Source organism: Gordonia sp. ABKF26 (assembly GCF_041103195.1).
Classification (GTDB): Bacteria; Actinomycetota; Actinomycetes; order Mycobacteriales; family Mycobacteriaceae; genus Gordonia; species Gordonia terrae.
In genome coordinates this window covers 51767-70404 of sequence record NZ_JBGCVZ010000005.1, presented here as the reverse complement: position 1 = coordinate 70404, position 18638 = coordinate 51767, and the positions used below count along the sequence as shown (strand labels likewise).

Here is an 18638-nt window from a genome sequence, read left to right as displayed (position 1 = left end):
GACAGAGAAGGTGCCCCACTGCCGCACTGCCAGCAGTACGGCTCGACGCGACCACACCGGACGCACGTGGCAGGGAAGGTGATTGTGCGGGAGCGACGCGGGTCCGGGAGGGCTTGGTGTCGCGGCAGCTCTGGGTGTTTGTCGTGTAGGAGACTGTTCGTGTGACGGACGACGATGCGGCAACAGAATTGCCACCAGTTTTGTACCACTACACCGATGCTGCTGGTTTGCACGGAATTCTCGGTCCGGGAAAGGGTCCGTTTCAGGTTGCTTTCCCTGACGACGATTCCAAGTTTCGCCATCAGGGCGACAACAATATATACACCAATGGCAAGGCCGCGTTATTTCGCGCTACCGATATTCGCTATATGAATGACTCGTTAGAACTCGTGTTTGGTGCACGAATTGTGAGTGAGCGAATGAAGCAAGCCGCCGAGGAGCACGCTCATCCTGCCCTGGCCTCGACATTTGCCGAAATTGCAGAGGCGTTTGAGCCGACCAGAGTATTCGAGTGGCCGTTTCGCTGCTTTGCGGTGTGCTTCTGCGGAGATGGTGATCTTTTGAGCCAGTGGCGAGGATATGCGGGCGGGGTAGGCGGGTACTCGATTGGGTTTCCACGCGAGGTTTTGGAACGATACTCGTATGGCATTCATCCCAAGGCCGCGTCTAACACTTTTAATATTCCGAGTCAGGCAACATTAGTTCAGGTGGGTTACGGAGAAAAGGTTGCGCGGGAGCGTGCAGACGCACTGGTTAGTTGGGTGGAGCACGCATTCGATAACGGAGGAATTCTCCTGGACCCGGACGGGCGGCCAGCATATTTCGCAGCCCTGGCAACGTTCCGCGAGATCGCGGGAATTAAGCATGAGGCGTTCCAGGAGGAACGTGAATGGCGCTTGGTGTCTGTGTCAGGGGTCCATATGGAGGTGCGGACACGACCCCGCGCTAGCGGGGTCGTGCCGTACATGGATGTGGTGGTGAACGGACGGCTGAGCGGTGAGCACGGCCCTGACTATGTCTCGGATGCGCCGTTAGCTGAGGTAGTGGTGGGACCGACGGAGATGCCTGACGCTCAAGTCGGGGCGGTCCGGGATTTGTTGAGGTCCCGCGGTATGTGGGGATTCCGGGACGTGCCGGTGGTCAAGTCGGAAGCGCCCTTCCGCGGGTAATCGGCCAGGCCCGTCGGGCCTGGCCCGGCGCGGCGGTCAGGCCGTTCCGTAGATGGGTGTGGTGGTGAGGATGAGGCATTCGCGGTTGTCATCGTCGGCGATGATGATGGCGTGGCTGTTGGTGAGGAGTTCGGCGAGTCCGAGTGCCCACTCCGACATTTTGAGGTCGAGCATGTTGGCGATGTCGATGAGTGCCGGTGGGTTGTCGAGGATGTTGGTGGCGCGGATGATTTCGCGGGCCGCCGGGGTGACGTCGATGTTGGTGATGGTCCAAGCCATTGGTGACTCCTTCGTTTGGGTTCGCGGGGTTGCGAACGTCGGAGTTGGTGGGACCGGGCGGGGTGGGCTGTCAACCCCGGAGAGTCCGTGTGCGCCGGAGGCCAGTTCGGTTGCGAGCGTGGCGAGTACGGGTTGCCGGGCTGGTCGGAGCGTGTGGGCGTAGCGTAGCGGAGAACACGCGGCAGCGTGCGGGTGTGGGTTGACGGGTCGGGTCCCGGGTCGGTCATGGTTGGTCGACGTGCGCGCTGCTGTGGTGACCACGCACCTGGGTAGGTCGTTGACTCCCGGTGGTGGCCGGTGCGGAGCGTAGCGGAGTCGCCGGCCGCCACCGGTTGATGTTGTGCGGCCGTCAGGCCGGTCCGCTGTGCCTCCCGGCTGGGGCCGCCGGTGGGGCGGCCCCCGGTGCTGGGGTTAGGCGGCGTCTTCGGTGTGGGTGAGGGTGTCGGGGTCGAGTGCTGCGGCGATCTGGCGGGCGGTGGTGAGGACGCGGGCGGCGGTGTCGGCGATGATGTCGGTGTTGCCTTCGGCCCATCCGGCGATGTAGCCGATGCTGTAGTCGCTGGTGTCGATTCCGAGCATTCCGGCGGCGACGTAGGCGACGGATTCGGCTTCGACTTCGCAGCGGCCGCGGTGGGCGATGTAGTCGGCGGTGTCGATGTCGGCGTGCATGAGGGCGTGGGCGGTCTCGTGTAGCACGGTCTTGGCGGCCTGGGCGTCGGTGAGGTCGGCGGCGATGACGATGCGGCGGGTTCCGTCGGTGGTGGTGTAGCCGTTCGTGCCGGTCTCGGGGATCTGTTCGCGGCTGACGGTCCAGCCCTGGGCGGTGATGTAGTCGACGGTGCGGCTGTAGATGTCGGCGGGGTCGTCACCGATGAGGGTATGGGTGGGGCTGGGGAGGTCGGTCCAGACTCGGGCCTTGGGGTTCTTTGTGCGCATCCAGTCGGTGACCTCGGTGATGGGGTCGGTTTGGGCGATGTCGAACACGGACAGGATCGGGTAGGTGGCGATCTTGCATTCGGTGTCGTCGCCGGTCTCGGGGTCGGTGTCGGTGATCGTGCGGGAACTGAATCCGCGGATCCGGATCGCTTTTTCTCCCTTGCGGACGTGGCGTCCGAGTTCGAGCCATTTGTTGTATCCGGCGACCTGGGAGGCGTCGGGGCGTTGGGCGATGATGAGCATGAGGTTGTTGAGGCTGTAGGCGTGGAACTTGGTGGCGTAGTCGAGGAACGCGGCCCACTCGCCGGTGTTGGTGAGTGCGGCGACCTTGTCGGTGATGGTCGCGTGCAGCTGCGCGGCGAGTTCGCGGCGTGCGGCGGCTCGGTCTTCGCGGCTGATGGTGGTGGTACGGGCCATGGTGGATGCCTCCCTGCGGTGTGGGCCTCGGCGGGCCGGTGCTTTGCGTGACACCTGCCATGTCTTTGCCGGCGGGAGGTCGGGGCAAGGGTGTTCACAGTGAAAAAGTCATCCGGGGCGCAGCCCTGCAAACCCGTAGGGCGGATTAGTTTTTCGCGGCCCTTGTCGCCGTGCCGACCAGAGGTAAGACAATGGTGGGGGTCAGCAAAGCAACCCCGATGCGGTTGGGTGGCGGCGTAGCCGCTTCGGATCAGGTGGCGGCGCAGCCGCCAGAGGCAGCACCGTTGGTGCTCGCGCGGGTTACCGTGACGGTTGTGGGTGGCCCAGCTGACGAATCGCTCGACGTCGACGACGACGAGTATCCGTTGTGCTCGTTCTGCGGTCGGGAGAGGCCGGTGTGGCTGCACGATTTGGACCCGGACAAGACGAGGTTCCGCAAGTACGGCAAGGGCCACACCCTGAGTACCTGGTGGGCGTTGTGTCAGGTGTGTGAGGACGCCTATCAGTCCGGGGACGAGGACCGGGCGGTGGGACGCATGATGGTCCTCGACAGCGAGTGGAACATCGACTGGCACATGGCCGAACGCACCGGGACCACCTTCGATCTTGTGGAGAGCGTGCGCAAGCCGTTGCGGGTGTTCCGTGCGGCCGATCGTGGTCGGCGCCGCATTCGCAGGCGCGGGGACACCGATCATTCGTGACGGCCTAGACGTCGGGTCGGGGCCGCCGTGGTGGCGACCCCGACCCGCTGCCCGGTTAGGCGATCCAGCGTCCCGGGGTGATCTGGCCTTCGAGTCCGCCGAGCTTGGCGGCGAAGGCGGCCGCATCGGCGAGGATGGGCCAGGGCTCGGTGAGTACCTGCTGCCAGCTGGACCAGTCGGTGTCGTCGCCGGTGATGGTGGCGGCGAGGTCGGGGTGGCGGCTCTCGGCGATCATCGTGGCGAGCTCGCGGGCTGCCCCGGCCCGGCGGGCCGTGGTTCGGCCGGCGGCGATGAGGTGCAGGCCGGCGTCGTGGATGGGGTCGGTGGTCTCGGGGTTGGTGGCGACGAGGTCGGCGGCGGCCCAGAGCAGATCGGCGACGCTGCCGACGGCGGCAGCGGTGTCGACGGTGTGAGCGATGTAATCCATGAGGAGTCCCTTCGTCGTGGTCCGGCCGGTGTGGCGGACGTCGAGAGACCTGGGGGACCGGACGAGGGTGGGCTGTCCACCCCGTAGAAGCAGGCGCGCCGGAAGCCACTTTCGTCGTACGAGCGCAGCGAGTGAAAGTGGTTGGAGCGCACGGGCGTAGCGCAGCGGAGAACGGGCGGTAGCCGCCTGGTGTGGGTTGACAGCTCGGGGGTCCCTGTCGGTCACACTTGGTCGACGTGCGCGCGCACATAGGTGACCACCCACCTGAGTCGGGACTCTTCCCGGGTCGGGGGCGCAGCGCAGCGGAGCCACCGGGCCGGGACAATGCTGTGCGGCCGTCAGGTCGCTCCGCTATGCCCCTCGGGCTGGTCGGTCAGCCGGTGCTCGTGCGGCAGGTTCGGCATTCCCACTGCCCGTTGATGAGGGCGCACTTTCGGCGTTCCTCGCACAGCCAGCAGGTCTGTCCGGGCTTCTCTTGTTGACCGGTCTGGATCGCGAGGTGTTGTTCGGCGGCGGCGTCGATGCGTAGTTGTTCCTGGGCGCGGTAGGCCAGGGCGACGTCGTGGTCGCGGGCGGTGTGGGCGTCGGCGGTCATCGGTTGGCCGCCGGGGTTGTGGCGCAGGAAGGTTCCGAAGTCGCGGCGGCACTGTCCGCAGGGGTGGCCTTGGGTGTCGGTGGGGTTCGCGCAGCCGGGGAGGGCGCAGCGGGGGAACAGTTCGCCGGTAATGGTCACGATGCTTCCTCGAGGTGGCGGGTGTGAGCGGGGCCGGGGCGGTGGGCCGCGACCGTGAGAGGTCGCGGCCCACCGCACAGCTGGTCTAGTCGAGTGGCACGTCGGCTGCCTGCTTGTCCCCGGCGATGACCTGCTCGACATCGGAGAGGGCGTAGCCGGTCACCTCGACAAGGAAGTGCAGGTAGCCAGCGCGGGCCTCGACCTGGCTGCCGCCCAGGTAGTGGCTGTCACCGACGTTGCGCCAGGCGTCTTTCCACATGTGCGCTTCCCGCGATGCCAGGGCGATGCCGAGTCCGATGATCTGGGCGCGGTCGGCGGTGGTGGCCTGCTCGATCAGGTCGGCGGGGTCGCCGCCGAGGATCGTGGCCGCGATCTCGGCGGCGTTGCCCTGCATGCTGTTCGCGCCGAACATGTCGTGATGGGCGCGCATCGAGGTCGCGAGGAACTTCGCGACCGTCGGGGCGCTGCCCTTGGGCAGGGTCTTGCGGGCCAGCCACGCGGTCAGCTTCTCGATCCGCACCTCGCGGGCGGTGAAACTGGCGGCGTTGAAGACCCGCACCCGGCGACGCTCCTGCTTACGCGCCTCCTTCTCGTCGTCGCTGAGGTCGGCGGTGGCCGTGTCGCTGCTCGGTGCGCTGTGGCTGTAGGGGCGCTCGGTGAATCCGAGGTCGTCGTTGCGCGGGACATACCAGGTGGTTTCGATCTCGCGGGTGACGTTACGGGTGAGGGTGCGCGGGTCGCGCAATCCCTCGGACGGTTCGGCGTCGTCGTCGAACACGTCGTCGTCCAGCGACCAATCGATGGAGTCCTCGGCGACCGCGTTGCCCTCGACGTCGGTCCACGATTCGGTCTCATCGGCCCACACGTAGGCCACGCGGTGATCGACCGGCACGTCCTCGATGGTCGCCGCTTTACCGTCGGCGGTCAGCAGACGGTCGAGCTTGTGGGCCTCGTTGTAGAGGGGCTGGCGGGTCACAGCCGCGATCCCCTCGGCGGCGTAGGCGGCGACCTGGGCCAGCAACTCGGCACGCTCGTCGGCATTGTCGGCCAACTGCTTGGCCTGGAAGTCGAACCGTCCGCTACGTGCGGCGTTGAGGAGCCACTGTTGCGCCTCGGGATCGTGGTCGTAGGCCGCCAATGTCGCGGACTGCTCCAACGTCAGCCCTGCGCCCTGGTCGAGCAGGTCCAGGGCGGTCGCGGATTTCGCGACCGCCAGGGTGGCGTCTACGTCCTTCTTCTTGGTGCGGGTGGCCTTGGCGATCTTGGTCGCCGACATCCCGGCAAGCGCGAGTTGTTCGATCGCGGCCACGCGATCGGAGGCGCGCAACTCTTCGCGCTCGAAACTGGCCAGCTGCTCCAAGATTCGATCAACCGTCACGGCCTTGTCGTCGGCGTCAGTCGCGACCGGGACCACGTACACCGGGACGCTGGCGAGCGCGTTCTTCCGCGCCGCCAGGGTCCGGCGCTGCCCGTCGCGCACCCGCACCTCGCCGTCGACCTCGACAGCGAGGATCGGCTGACGCACACCGTCGCGGATCGAATCGACGAACTCGGCGGTTAGGGTGGCCTCGGCCTCGGTACGAATGTTGGTGTCGATGACCAGATCGGCCGGGTTGAGGTGGCGCAGCTCGCCCGTCGCGGTGACGGTCTCGGTGGTGGTGTTGCTCGTCATGGGGTTTCTCCCTTACTGTGGTGGGTGAGACCCCGGCCAGCTGAACCCTGGCCGGGTTTTCTATTGCCCGCGTGCCGGATTGCGACGCGGAGGTCTTTTCTAGAGGTCGCCGAACTCTTCCCAGTGGGCGATCGCGTCGGCGGCGGCGACGGCGGGGTCCAGGTCGTCGTTGTAGGCGTCTTTCCAGCCGAAATCGGGCAGGTCGCGGTGGCTGAATCCGTTGGTGCGCTGCCGGATGACGCGGTCAACTCCGTACATCCACACGGCGAACTCCCGGTCACCGTCGGCCTCGGTGATCCGATTCGGCTCGTGCGCGGCGATCTGGTCGGCGAAGGCCTCGACCTTGGCGGGGTCCTTGGTGGCGATCCAGGCGTTCATGTTCTGTGTCCTTTCGGCTGGTCAGTGGTCTAGTCGCGGGTGAAGGTGCGGCCTGCGCCGAGCTGGTCGATGCCGCAGCATTCGCAGAGCCAGTAACCGGGCGGGTCGATGTCCTCGGCCTGGGTCAGGTAGCCGTGATCGGACATGAATGCCACGACCTCGGCGGTGCTCTCGGTGTCGAGGCCGCTCATGTCTCCGTAGGCGACGGCGACGGCGCAGCTGTTGCACAGCTGGTAGGCGATGGTGGTGGCGCTGGTCATGGTGACCCCTCCCGTTGTGAGTGCTGGTTTGCGTTTGCACCGGCCAATCTCTTCGCCGAAGCGAGTGGGCCGCAGGGGTGTTCACAGTGAAAAAGTCATCCGGGCGCAGCCCTGAAACCCGCAGGGCGGATTAGTTTTTCACGGCCCTTGCGGACCGGGAGTGGAGGTAAGAGAATGCGGCGATGCAACGCAAACCGACTCAGCCCGAAGGGCTGCACAGCGCGGCGTAGCCGCTCCGATGAGATGACGGCGCAGCCGGCAAAACAGACCGCAACCCGTCGCGGCCAGGCGACCTCACGTCGCGGACGCCGGCACACCAGACCCACGAGGCGGTCGAGGTGACTGTGCGGGAGCGAGCGACGCGGGTCCGGGAGGGATCGGTGTCGCGGTAGCGCTAGGCGGCTTCGAGCTCGTCCGCTTCTACGACTTCCGGTGGCCTTCGGCAGGTAGCACATCGTCCGGTTTCTGACTGAGGTCATCGTCCCAATCGAAAATGGACGTTCCTCCACGCTGCGGGCCTGGAGAAACTGAACTGCGCCCCGTCGAACCGGGTTTCGCCGCCCGTGAACCGCGCCCCGTCGAACGACCCGGGTTTCGCCGCTGAACCTCTGCGCCGGAAGCCCCCGCATCGACTGTTCAGCATGTCTTGAATACATCGGTTCATGTACTATTTGGATATGGGCATAGTGGTTGAGGCGCAGCGCGACGCGTTGACGAGGTTTGGCTACGCACTATCCGATTCGACGCGCACGCAGGTGTTGGTGCGGTTGCGCCATGGTGGGGCCTATCCGGCGGACTTGGCTGAGTCGATTGGGGTGTCGCGGCAGGTGTTGTCGAATCATCTGGCCTGCCTGCGGGGGTGCGGTCTGGTGGTTGCGGTACCTGAGGGCCGACGGAGCCGGTATGAACTGGCTGACAGCCGGATTGGTCACGCGCTCGACGATCTACTCGGGCTGGTACTTGCGTTGGATGATCCGTGCTGCTCCGAGGAGGCTCGCGATGGCTCGCATTAGTGAGGCAGCCCGTGACCTCTACCGGGCAGAGATGGCAGCGGCAGCTGTCACTGAGGTGGCCGAGCAGCGGTGGCGCCACCTTGAACGCGCCCACATCGTGTCCCAACCCGACCCGTGGTTGCATACCCAGAATCACATTGCCATGTTCAAGTTCGCTGTGCGACAGCATGATCGGCGCGAAGCGCTCGGCCAGGTGGTGCGCATCATCGTCGCCGCTCCGGGATCGTTGAGCGGACGCTACCCCGAGGGCAATACGGGACGGGTTGCCGCCGGTCTGATGCGCCCGATGCCGATTCCTGGCGATATCGCTTCTGCGTTGCGGTCGTGAGCAGCCGCAGACACAGCCAGTGCTGAGCTCGCGCTGCGCGGTGGCGGCAGCGGTACCGGGAAATGATGGCTCATTCTGAGGCTCGGGCGGTCTGCTAAAGCAGAGCTGCGAACATGATGCCTGTCCCACCGGCGGTCAACGCGTGGCATATCCACGGGGATCTGAGACGGGAGCGGCTAAGTGTCGCTACAGCGTTTGACATCGGTGGTGCTGGGGCCGCGGTGCGTGGCAGCTGAACCGACCGGGCTGCGCAGTAGATGGTGAGCGCGAGGAAACCGAGCACAAGTAGCAGCGTGACCGACCCCATCCACATGGGGTTCGATGAGGCGCCGTGCAACTGCGCCATGTCGCTGAGGGCGTCGGTTCCCGACGGGCTGCCGTGGTGGGCGGGGGTAGCAGGAGCTGTGGAGGTGGCAGTGTGCCGGCTCATCACCGCATACATCCAGACCATGGAGGCCATCATCACTGCGGTATAGACGTGGAGTAGGCGGTCGTTAGTCCTCCGCACCGCGAAGACGACCGCGGTCACAGTGCCGAGAGCGAAGAGCAGCAGCAGCGGTAGCAGTGGTAGCTGATTGCCTTGTGGCCACGCCATGACGATCATCGCCAGTGACATCAGGAGCATGAGGCAGTGCGTGATCGACAGTCTCAGCTCGCTGCGGCGGGCGGCTAGGGTGCGGATGCTGTCGATGGCGCCCACCGCGAAGAGGGCGGTGACGATCCACCGCAGGAGTAGGTCGTTGATCACCGGGTCCTCGATCCTCACGAGTTAACTACTATGCGCAGTAGTAGCATACGGTTGGTGGGTGAATCAAAGGCGTTGACGGAGGCTGTTACCCCGTCAATCCAGTCGCGACCGCAGCGCGCAATTTCTCTTCGGGTGGTGGCGCCGTTGCTGGTCGGTGGGCTGGTGCTGTTGTTGGCGGTCTATGCCTGGGTGTCCGGCGCCGCTCGCTACGTCGAGAGTGCGGATCCATATCCTGGGGTGGGCACAGCTGTGGCCGATGTGGTGGGCAATTTTGCTGGCTTTGCATTAGCTGCGGTGATGCTCGGGGGACTGGTCTCGATGGTGCTCACGGCCGTGCCTGACTCGCAGAGTTACATCGACGCTGCGGTCTATCCAGTGTTTCGCCGCGTCCGTCGCGCCGCGGGGTGCTCCGTGGTTGTTGCGCTATTCATGGCTTTCACCGCGGCCGCGGACACCACCGGTGTGTCCGTGGGCGCGATGGTCTCGAGCGGCAAGGTCGGTTACGCGTTCAGTGTGAGTTTGCCGGCGCTGGCGTGGCTGGTGGTGGCGACAGCGGGTGTCGTGGTGCTGATCGGTTCGGTGTCGCTGCGGTGGTCGATGCAGGTGGCGCTGGTGGTTCCCGCGGCGGTTTGTGTGCTCGCCCTGCCCGTGGTCGGCAATGCCGCGCAGGGACCTGACCACGATTACACGACCGGCGCGGTCATTGTCTTCGCGGTGAGTTTGGCGTTGTCGGTGGGGCTGCGGTGGGCTGATCGGTACCGGGTTCGTGGTCTGGGGTCGGCGACCATCGACGAGGCGGCCGACCGGCGTGTTGGCTATGTCGTCCTGGGCGCCGATATGTCGGCACTGGCGGGCGCGGTGGCTGTGACGCTGCTGCTGCGGACTCCCGATGTGTGGTCGTCGGCGTTCGGTCGCGCCACGGGGCTGTTGGTGGCTGTACTGACGGTGCTGGTGGTTGCCGACCTTGTGCGCCTGCGCCGGGGCGTGTCGACGTCGGCAACTTCTGTCCTTGCCGCGTCGACCGCACTGGTGGCCGTGGCCTGCTGGGCGGTGATGGACACCAGGGTCGCACCCGGGTTGATTGCCCACCCATTCACGGCCTGGGATGTCTACCTGGGCTATTCCCTTCCTGGCCCGCCCGATGTCGGATCACTGGTCTCGCTGTGGCGAGTTGATCTCGTCGTGGGTGTGGCGGCGGTGGTGGGTGTCGTGAGCTATCTCGTCGCCGCCCGGCGGGAGCGGGCAAGTGGACACCGGTGGCCGATCCGGCGAACGGTGTCGTGGGTCGCGGGGTGCGCTGTGGTGGTGGTGTCCACCAGCTCTGGGCTGAAGGCCTACGGCAACGCGTTGTTCAGCGTGCACATGGCCGAACACACGGGTTTGACCATGATCGCACCCATCCTGCTGGTGGGTGGTGCACCGATCACCTTGCTGTTGAGGGTGCTGCCGACGACCGGAACCACCGGTGGCGCGGCGTGCCGGCGGGCGCTGCTGATCGTGCTCAGCTCGCGGGGCCTGCAGCTGCTGCTCAATCCGATTGCCGCGTTCGCGTTGTTCGTGGGCTCGTCGTATCTGGTGTACTTCACACCGGTGTTCGACGTCCTCGTCCGCTACCACTGGGGGCACGTCGTGATGAGCGTGCTGTTCCTGGCCACCGGCTACCTGTTCTTCTGGGTGACTGTGGGGATCGATCCTGGACCCAAACAGTTACCGTTTCTGGCGCGGCTTGGTCTGCTGTTCGCCGTTATGCCTTTTCACGCCTTCTTTGGTATCGCGCTGATGACCTCCACCACGGTGATCGGGGAGTCCTTCTACAGCCAGTTGCAGCTGCCGTGGAATCCCGATCTCGCGCGCACACAATGGGTGGGCGGTGTGGTGGCTGCGGTCATCAGCGAGATTCCGATGGTGCTGGTTTGCCTGGTGCTGTTGGCGCAGTGGGTGCGAGCCGAACGCCGACCCGATCGGTCCGAATCCGCCGACATCGATGCCGGCACCTCCCACACCGTCGCTGCGATGGTCTCGCAGTTGGCCCAGCCCCAGCCTCTGTCACCCTCAGCGGTCTATACGCGCGAAGTTCTGCAAACGCAGGCTGTTGGAGACGACGAAAAACGATGACAACGCCATTGCGGCCCCGGCGATCAGAGGATTGAGCAATCCAGCGGCAGCCAGCGGCAGCGCGGCGAGGTTGTAGCCGAACGCCCATGCCAGATTGGTGCGCATCGTGCGTCGCGTGGCCGAGGCGAGTTGCAGCGCCAGAGCGACGGTGGTGAGGTCATCGCGCACTAACACGATGTCGGCGGCGCCGATAGCAACATCGGTACCGCGTCCGATCGCAATGCCCAGATCAGCCGATGCGAGTGCGGGCCCGTCGTTGATGCCGTCGCCGACCATCGCCACACCGGCGCCACTACTGCGCACGTTGTCGATGATGGCCACCTTCTCGGCCGGGAGCACCCCGGCGATCACGTCGTCGATGCCGACGTGCTCCGCGGTGCGCTGCGCTGCGCCGGCGTTGTCACCGGTGACCAGGAACGTGCGAATTCCCATGCGGTGCAACTCATCGACCGCCTGGCGGGCAGAGGGTTTGATGCCATCGCGAATGTCGATCAGGCCCCGGACTGCATCATCGGCTGCGACATAGACTGCGGTGCCCCCAGAGCGCTCGATGTCAGCGCGCCGCGCGTCGATCACGGCGGGCACCACGGCGCTACGGGCGATCCATGCCGGGGAACCCACCTGCACCGTCACACCGTCGATCACCCCTCGCACGCCGCTACCAACGTCGGTGACCACCTCGTCGACCGGTGCGGCAAGCGACTGCGGACCGGCCGCGGCAGCGATAGCGGTGGCGATGGGGTGGCTGGTGTGCTGCTCGAGTGTCGCCGCCCAGCCCAGGATCAGCTCGGCACTGTCGTCGTCGACGGTGTACACGCCGGTGACGTGTGGCTGCCCGTTGGTGAGGGTGCCGGTCTTGTCGAAGACCACCACATCGATCGTCCCGGACAGTTCCAACGCGGCGTGTCCCTTGAGGAAGATGCCCAGTTGGGCGCCTCGCCCGGTAGCGATCACCAGCGCCATGGGCATGGCCAGGCCCAGCGCGCACGGACAGGCGATGACCAGCACGGCCACCGCGGCACTCACGGCGTGCTCCCATGACGCCCCGGTGAGCGACCAACCCACGACAGTGGCTGCGGCTAGGGCGATGACACACGGAACGAAGATCGCGGCGATACGGTCGGCGACGCGTTGAGCGCGAGCCTTGGCTGTCTGCGCGCTGTCGACGAGCGCGATCATCTCGGCCAGGCGGGTGTCCTCACCGACTGCGGTGACTTCGACGCGTAGTCGCCCGTCGAGGCACGTCGTGCCCCCGACGGCGGTGGAGCGTTGCTCGGCTGACACCTGAACCGGCGTCGTCTCACCGGTCATGGCGCTGAGGTCCACAGTGGCGGCGCCCTCGATCACCTGCCCATCTGATGGAATGGTCTCTCCCGGCAGCACGATGAGTCGTTGCCCCACTTTGAGTTCCGCGAGGGGTATGAGCATGGTCGTGTCCCCTGCGCACTCGACTCGGGCGTCGGTGGCACGCAGGGCGGCCAGCGCTGTCAGTGCTTGAACGGCCTGTGTCCGGGCACGCGCCTCGTAGTAGCGTCCTGCCAGCACGAAGACGGTGACACCGGCGGCAACTTCGAGGTAGATGGAGTCACTGGAGAAGATTGCTGACCACACCCCCTGGCCTGCGGTCGAGGTCGCCTCGGCCGAGAACATCGAGTACACCGACAGTGCGGTCGCGGCCAGCACTCCCAGCGAGACGAGGGTGTCCATCGTGGCCACGCCGGTCCGCAACGTGCGCACCGCGGTGCGGTAGAAGGGCCACGCGCAGTAGGTCACGACCGGCGCGGCAAGCGCCACCAACACTGCTTGCCAGCCGGGGAAACGAAGGTCGGGGACGACAGCAAGCAGAACGGAGAGGTTGGCCAGGGGCACGAACAGGGCTAGCGCGACGATCAGCCGGGTGAACAGTGCCTTGGCAGTCGCTGAGTCTTCGTTGACGGCAGGGGCCTGCTCGGACAGTTCCGCAGCCGCATACCCTGCTGTGTGCACGGCGTCGATAGCATCGGCGATGTGTGCGTGGGTATCGAGTTCCACGGTGGCTCGCCGAGTGGCGTAGTTGACCGAGGCGCGCACGCCGTCGAGTTTGTTGAGTTTGCGTTCCACCCGAGCTGCGCACGCACCGCAGGTCATTCCGCTCACATCGAGTTGGATGCGGCGTGTCGGGTGCGTGTCGTCAACGAGGTCGGTCACGGGTGGGCGCTTTCAGTAGGCGGTGAGGGCGCGGCACCGCAGGAGATGCGAGAGCCCCCGGTGGGGCAGTGGCAGCAGGGCTGAGGCAACCAGGCTTCGGCTACTAAGCAGGGTAGTTTGTTCTAGACTGGCAGCAAATACGAGGCAATCAGGCAGGCGACGGTGACTCAGTTGGGTTCGTTGGAACGCGCGGTGATGGACGTGCTGTGGGGCGCTTCGGCGGCGATGAGTGTGCACGACATCGTCGATGCGCTGGCCGACCGCGACTTGGCGTACACGACGGTGTTGACCGTGGTCACCAATCTGCACAAGAAGGGCTTCGCCGGTCGCGAGAAGATCAGCCGCGCCTATCGGTACTTCCCGTTGCAGTCGCGGGAGGAGGCGACGTCGCAGACACTGCGGCAGGTGCTCGACGCCAGCGGCGATTCGACGGCGGTCTTGATGCACTTCGCCCGGATGGTCACTCCCGAGGAGCGCGCGGTCCTCAGCGAACACCTGTCCCGGACGCGGACGGATCGTCCGAGGAAGCGCTGAGAGTGTGAGCGTCGCATTGGCCCACCTGGTGGGCGCGGCCGTGCTGGGCGTGTTGGGTCCCTACGTTCTCGACCGACTGCCCCAACGATGGTCACCGCGGGTACTGATCACCGCATGGGTCAGCAGTATCGCCACGGCGGTAGGATTGTTGTTTCTATCGGCGCTGTCGGCGTTGTGGCCGGACCCGCCGCCGGCCGAACGCTTCGTTGACACCCTGGCTCGGTGCGCGGGAGCTGTCCTGCACGCGGTGCGCGACGATTTCAGCCAGGTGTACGGCATTGCCGTCGCCGTGGTGCTGACCGCCGTGGTAGCTCGCACCGCGATGTCGTGCGCTCGTCACACCCGCGATGTGCATCGCGTGCACCGTCTTCATCGCGACGTCGTTGCTGTGGTGGGCAGTACCGAACCCGACACCCCCGACGTGCTCTGGATCGATCACCCCCGCCCCATGGCGTACTGCGTCGGTGGTCGCAGTGGCTTCGTCGTGGCAACAAGTGCGCTGCGCACAGACGTGCCTGCCGAGGCGCGGGCCGCAGTACTAGCGCACGAGTTCGCCCATCTGAGGTCCCGGCACGACCGCGTTCTGGCGGTCTGCGATGTGATGGCACGTGCTCTGCCCTTTGTGCCGCTGTTTCGCCGGGCGCCGGCGGCAGTCGCGACCTTGATCGAAGCAGATGCCGACATGTCGGCTGCTCGGGTCACCAGCACAGCTGCCGTGCGCAGCGCACTCGCGCATGTGACCAGTCAGGGCGTAGGCCCCGAGACCCCCATGCCACGCTCGACGCGCTACCGATTGCTGATGCTCGAGAACGGCGCGATCGAGCCAACGAAGTCGACCTACGCTGCGGCGAGCGTGCTGCCCCTTCTGGGTGCTGCGCTGTGTACGGCTGCGGCACTTCCGGTGTTGTCAGTTCTCGTACATGGACTCACCGCGTAAGTCCCCGTCACGCCATATTCGCTCGACAGGCGCTGCTGCTGCTCGACACCCACGAGCGTCGCGTCAGTCTGCGCCACCGAGCGGCGGCCGTTGACCGGTGCTCGTCTCAGCGTGTCGATCGCACCCCGCGCGTGCCTTCGCTAGAGATACACCCAAGCCGGTCGTGTTATCGCGGCACCCTGCGTGATCGGTACATAGTGCATGGCGCGGTGCTGCGCAGCGCCACCTGGGCCCTAGGCCGAGGACCGTTACCCCTGGTGCACCAGCTGATGGTGGTCTCGGTCAGGCCCGGTGATCTTGGGAAGCCCTGGTGGCTGCGGGTCTCGCCGCCGCGGCGGTGCGACGGGTTTCTCTGCCGCCGGGGATGGTGGTGAGTTTCTTCGCCTACGGTCGCACCGCACGGCCTCGTGCTGGCCGCATCGCGCGGGCCGCGACCGCGGCCGCACCGCGGGCCACACACGTTGCCGCGGTCGCCGCGATCAGCCACAGCAGCAGGGGAGTGCCCTGAGCGAGGACAGAACCTGCGAGCAGGGTCAGTGCGAATGTCATCACGGCGGTGTAGCCGACTGCGAGGATGGCGAACCATCGCGGAACGGTCAGCGGGCGCCGCGATCGCGGGACGGGGGCCTGGTCGAGGGCCGGGTAGGGGTAGTTGCTCACGGTCGGCTCTCCGGGTCGGGATCTGTAGATGCTTCGTGGTCTCCGGTGGTCAACGGCGCACGACGAGCTTCTTCGGCCGCCTCGCTGGGTTGACCGTGCTGTGTGCCGACGTGGGCTTCGGCGCGCATCCGCTCCACCATGTGCGGGTAGTGCAGTTCGAACGCCGGACGCTCCGACCGGATGCGGGGGAGTTCGGTGAAGTTGTGGCGCGGCGGTGGGCAGCTGGTGGCCCACTCCAGGGAGTTGCCGAAGCCCCATGGATCGTCGACGGTGACGACCTCGCCGTAGCGGTAGCTGCGGAAGACGTTCCACAGGAACGGCAGTGTCGAGACGCCAAGGACGAACGCTCCGGCGGTGGAGATGATGTTGAGCGTGGTGAAGCCGTCTGAGGGCAGGTAGTCGGCGTACCGGCGGGGCATGCCTTCGGCTCCGAGCCAGTGCTGCACCAAGAAGGTGAGGTGGAAGCCGATGAACGTCAGCCAGAAATGAATCTTGCCCAAACGTTCATCGAGCAGGCGTCCGGTCATCTTCGGGAACCAGAAGTAGATGCCGGCGTAGGTGGCGAACACGATCGTGCCGAACAGGACGTAGTGGAAGTGGGCCACCACGAAGTAGCTGTCGGAGAGTTGGAAGTCGATCGGCGGGCTGGCCAGGAGCACACCGGTGAGTCCGCCGAACAGGAAGGTGACCATGAAGCCGACCGAGAACAGCATCGGAGTTTCAAAGGTCATGTGGCCCCGCCACATTGTGCCGATCCAGTTGAAGAACTTCACACCGGTCGGTACCGCGATCAGGAAGGTCATGAAGGAGAAGAACGGCAACAGCACCGCGCCGGTGACGTACATGTGGTGTGCCCACACCGCGACCGACAGGGCGGCGATGGCGAGGGTGGCATAGACCAGTCCTGAGTACCCGAACAACGGTTTACGGCTGAAGACCGGGAAGATCTCGGAGACGATGCCGAAGAACGGCAGCGCGATGATGTAGACCTCGGGGTGACCGAAGAACCAGAACATGTGCTGCCAGAGAATGGCGCCGCCGTTGGCTGGATCGAACAGATGCGCGCCGAACTGGCGGTCGACTTCGGCGCCGAGCAATGCCGCGGTGAGCAGCGGGAACACCAGCAAAATCAGCACACTGGTGACCAGGATGTTCCAGGTGAAGATCGGCATGCGGAACATCGTCATTCCCGGTGCGCGCAGACAGATGACCGTGGTGACCATGTTGACCGCGCCCAGGATGGTGCCCAGACCAGACACGGTCAGTCCGAGAAACCACATGTCGGAGCCGACGCCGGGTGAGTGGATGGCGTCGCTGAGTGGGGTGTAGGCCGTCCAGCCGAAGTCCGCGGCGCCACCCGGGGTGATGAAGCCGGCAATCGCGATGGTCGAACCGAACACGAACAGCCAGAAACCCAGTGCGTTGAGCCGCGGGAAGGCGACGTCGGGAGCGCCGATCTGCAGGGGCAGTACGAAGTTGGCGAAGCCGATCACGATGGGGGTGGCATACATCAGCAGCATGATCGTGCCGTGCATGGTGAACAGCTGGTTGTACTGCTCGGTCGAGAGGAATTGCATGCCCGGCGTCGTGAGTTCTCCGCGCATCAGCAGCGCCATTAATCCGCCGATGAGGAAGAACCCGAAGCACGCGACGATGTACATCATGCCGATCAGCTTGTGATCGGTCGTGGTCAGCATCGTGTAGATGAATGACCCTTTGGCCTTGCGCCGCTCGGGATAGGGCCGCGTGGCGACCACCTCGGGCGGGCGCGGGGACACCGCGGTCATGAGGCCTCCATCTGACTCGGAAAATGGCGGCCCTGATCGAAGCAACACGCGCATCGTGCGTGCGACTTCCCGGGCCGTTACTACGGACTGTAGTCGATTAACTACTAGGTAGCATAGTTGGTACTGGAATCCCGAGTCTCGACCGGGAGGCGACAGGACCGCGACGAAACGTCGCCTCCCTCATTGAGATGGCCCGACCAGTCCGTTGCGACCGTGCGCCGCAGGCACCCTTACCGCCAGAGGTCTACGCTTCCGGTGCTCGGCGGTTCATTGGGCGTGATAGTAGGTTCGGCGTCGCTGTCCGAGGGCAGACTGACGCCGCGTTCGGCGAGCCATCGCACCGGGTCGAGGGCGGCGCCGGATGCATCAGCAACCTCGAAGTGCAGGTGAGGCCCGGTCGAGTTACCGCGATTGCCCACCGTGGCAATGGGTTGACCGACCGTGACCGGCGCTGCCGCGTCGATGAGATTGTCGTCGTTGTGGCCGTAGGTCGTGATTGTTCCGTCGGCATGCCGGATGCGTACCCACAACCCGAAGCCTTCAGCTGGCCCCGAGTTGATCACTTCGCCGTCGGTGACCGCGAAAATCGGTGCCCCCAGGTCGTTGCCGATGTCCATACCCTGATGGCCGCGGCCGTCACCGAAGGTGGAGGTGACCCGGCCGTTCGTGGGAGCGACCACGGACCCCGGCGACGGCGACGAATAGACGGGTGGACCGGCTGGTGCCGGGTGCGCAGCCGCGGGATCGTGGGGACGCATCTCGAAAGCCAGAAGCGCCAGCAACCGCCCGATCGGCAGCGCGTCGACAATCAGTTCGGCGGCTGCTCGTCCCGCGCCGAGCACGGCGGCGAAGCATCCCACCGCAGTGATGGGATCATCCTCGGCTGGCACTGGCGGCTCGACTGGGCGCGCTCGATCGGCCAGACATGTGCTAACTGTTCGGATCTCGTCGGCGAGGGCTCCCATCGCCGGGCCGCCCAGTGTTGCCGAGATCGTCTCGGCGACCAGTTGGGCGAACTGCTGAGTCACGTGGGTGGCATCTGCGTCGGCTCGCGCTCGAGCGTCAATTGAGAAGCTCAGCAGAACCGCAGCAACGATTCCCGCGACCCCTAGTCTCAGACAGGGCCGCGGAGCGCCGCAGCGGCGGGTGAGAGACGACATAGGCATGCCAGCGAGACCTTCCGGAGACGGGCGCGACGCACTGACGTTCAGCACCACACGCCAGGTGCACATAAGGCCACGATCGGCAGCCCTCCATTCGAACCATAGGCCTCACAGGTCACAGCAGTAACACGATCCGATTGAGTGCCCATCGCAATTGCGGGCCTCTACTACTAGGTCATGTAGTTGCAGATGGC

General features: G+C 65.6%; 19 protein-coding genes. 7 read left to right on the top strand and 12 right to left on the bottom strand.

Annotation, left to right across the window (positions count from 1 at the left end):
* Positions 1-161 precede the first annotated feature (161 nt).
* Positions 162-1169 carry a DUF2971 domain-containing protein gene (locus AB4Z55_RS26730; protein WP_338857972.1) on the top strand — a complete coding sequence of 336 codons (1008 nt, stop codon included), beginning with the start codon at positions 162-164 and terminating at the stop codon, positions 1167-1169.
* 36 nt (positions 1170-1205) lie between these two features.
* Here AB4Z55_RS26730 and AB4Z55_RS26725 read toward each other — a convergent pair whose 3' ends face one another.
* Both AB4Z55_RS26725 and AB4Z55_RS26720 read right to left on the bottom strand, forming a co-directional pair.
* On the bottom strand, positions 1206-1448 hold the full coding sequence (locus AB4Z55_RS26725; protein WP_338857971.1) for a hypothetical protein: 243 nt from the start codon (positions 1446-1448) through the stop codon (positions 1206-1208).
* A 411-nt stretch (positions 1449-1859) separates the two neighbouring features.
* Positions 1860-2801 carry an ArdC-like ssDNA-binding domain-containing protein gene (locus tag AB4Z55_RS26720; RefSeq protein WP_338857970.1) on the bottom strand — a complete coding sequence of 314 codons (942 nt, stop codon included), beginning with the start codon at positions 2799-2801 and terminating at the stop codon, positions 1860-1862.
* Positions 2802-3115: 314 nt separating this feature from the next.
* On the opposite strand from AB4Z55_RS26720, the gene AB4Z55_RS26715 reads away from it, so the two are divergent.
* Positions 3116-3502: a hypothetical protein gene (locus AB4Z55_RS26715; protein WP_338857969.1), complete on the top strand. Its 387-nt coding sequence runs from the start codon at positions 3116-3118 to the stop codon at positions 3500-3502.
* 55 nt (positions 3503-3557) lie between these two features.
* Here AB4Z55_RS26715 and AB4Z55_RS26710 read toward each other — a convergent pair whose 3' ends face one another.
* From AB4Z55_RS26710 to AB4Z55_RS26690, 5 genes are all read right to left on the bottom strand, one after another.
* Entirely contained in the window at positions 3558-3929 is a 372-nt protein-coding gene (locus AB4Z55_RS26710) for a hypothetical protein (protein WP_338857968.1), read from the bottom strand.
* A gap of 373 nt (positions 3930-4302) precedes the next feature.
* Positions 4303-4662, bottom strand: coding sequence for a hypothetical protein (locus AB4Z55_RS26705; RefSeq protein WP_338857967.1), 360 nt, complete (start codon positions 4660-4662; stop codon positions 4303-4305).
* An 85-nt stretch (positions 4663-4747) separates the two neighbouring features.
* The gene (locus AB4Z55_RS26700) at positions 4748-6334 is read right to left on the bottom strand and encodes a ParB/RepB/Spo0J family partition protein (RefSeq protein WP_338858017.1); all 1587 of its coding nucleotides are present in this window, start codon (positions 6332-6334) and stop codon (positions 4748-4750) included.
* 99 nt (positions 6335-6433) lie between these two features.
* Entirely contained in the window at positions 6434-6712 is a 279-nt protein-coding gene (locus tag AB4Z55_RS26695; protein ID WP_127963968.1) for a hypothetical protein, read from the bottom strand.
* Positions 6713-6741: 29 nt separating this feature from the next.
* Positions 6742-6972: a hypothetical protein gene (locus AB4Z55_RS26690; RefSeq protein ID WP_127963966.1), complete on the bottom strand. Its 231-nt coding sequence runs from the start codon at positions 6970-6972 to the stop codon at positions 6742-6744.
* 677 nt (positions 6973-7649) lie between these two features.
* Here AB4Z55_RS26690 and AB4Z55_RS26685 point away from each other — a divergent pair.
* Positions 7650-7985, top strand: coding sequence for a helix-turn-helix transcriptional regulator (locus AB4Z55_RS26685; protein ID WP_127964031.1), 336 nt, complete (start codon positions 7650-7652; stop codon positions 7983-7985).
* Positions 7972-8313: a DUF3703 domain-containing protein gene (locus AB4Z55_RS26680; protein WP_338858016.1), complete on the top strand. Its 342-nt coding sequence runs from the start codon at positions 7972-7974 to the stop codon at positions 8311-8313. Before AB4Z55_RS26685 ends, AB4Z55_RS26680 begins: the two co-directional genes overlap by 14 nt.
* Before the next feature lie 94 nt (positions 8314-8407).
* Here AB4Z55_RS26680 and AB4Z55_RS26675 read toward each other — a convergent pair whose 3' ends face one another.
* Entirely contained in the window at positions 8408-9079 is a 672-nt protein-coding gene (locus tag AB4Z55_RS26675) for a DUF5134 domain-containing protein (RefSeq protein ID WP_127963962.1), read from the bottom strand.
* A gap of 36 nt (positions 9080-9115) precedes the next feature.
* On the opposite strand from AB4Z55_RS26675, the gene AB4Z55_RS26670 reads away from it, so the two are divergent.
* Positions 9116-11176: a cytochrome c oxidase assembly protein gene (locus tag AB4Z55_RS26670; RefSeq protein WP_338858015.1), complete on the top strand. Its 2061-nt coding sequence runs from the start codon at positions 9116-9118 to the stop codon at positions 11174-11176.
* Here AB4Z55_RS26670 and AB4Z55_RS26665 read toward each other — a convergent pair.
* Positions 11114-13363: a cation-translocating P-type ATPase gene (locus AB4Z55_RS26665; protein WP_127963960.1), complete on the bottom strand. Its 2250-nt coding sequence runs from the start codon at positions 13361-13363 to the stop codon at positions 11114-11116. The genes AB4Z55_RS26670 and AB4Z55_RS26665 overlap by 63 nt on opposite strands.
* 162 nt (positions 13364-13525) lie before the next feature.
* On the opposite strand from AB4Z55_RS26665, the gene AB4Z55_RS26660 reads away from it, so the two are divergent.
* On the top strand, positions 13526-13897 hold the full coding sequence (locus tag AB4Z55_RS26660; protein WP_005199796.1) for a BlaI/MecI/CopY family transcriptional regulator: 372 nt from the start codon (positions 13526-13528) through the stop codon (positions 13895-13897).
* A 4-nt stretch (positions 13898-13901) separates the two neighbouring features.
* Positions 13902-14834 carry a M56 family metallopeptidase gene (locus tag AB4Z55_RS26655; protein ID WP_127963958.1) on the top strand — a complete coding sequence of 311 codons (933 nt, stop codon included), beginning with the start codon at positions 13902-13904 and terminating at the stop codon, positions 14832-14834.
* 384 nt (positions 14835-15218) lie between these two features.
* Here the strand turns inward: AB4Z55_RS26655 and AB4Z55_RS26650 are convergent, their stop codons facing one another.
* The 3 genes from AB4Z55_RS26650 to AB4Z55_RS26640 form a co-directional block, all read right to left on the bottom strand.
* Positions 15219-15494 (bottom strand): hypothetical protein, encoded by a 276-nt coding sequence (locus AB4Z55_RS26650; protein WP_005199798.1) that lies wholly within the window; start codon positions 15492-15494, stop codon positions 15219-15221.
* On the bottom strand, positions 15491-17281 hold the full coding sequence (gene ctaD / locus AB4Z55_RS26645) for a cytochrome c oxidase subunit I (protein ID WP_127963954.1): 1791 nt from the start codon (positions 17279-17281) through the stop codon (positions 15491-15493). Before ctaD ends, AB4Z55_RS26650 begins: the two co-directional genes overlap by 4 nt.
* A gap of 230 nt (positions 17282-17511) precedes the next feature.
* On the bottom strand, positions 17512-18447 hold the full coding sequence (locus AB4Z55_RS26640) for a M23 family metallopeptidase (protein WP_127963952.1): 936 nt from the start codon (positions 18445-18447) through the stop codon (positions 17512-17514).
* Positions 18448-18638 lie beyond the last annotated feature (191 nt).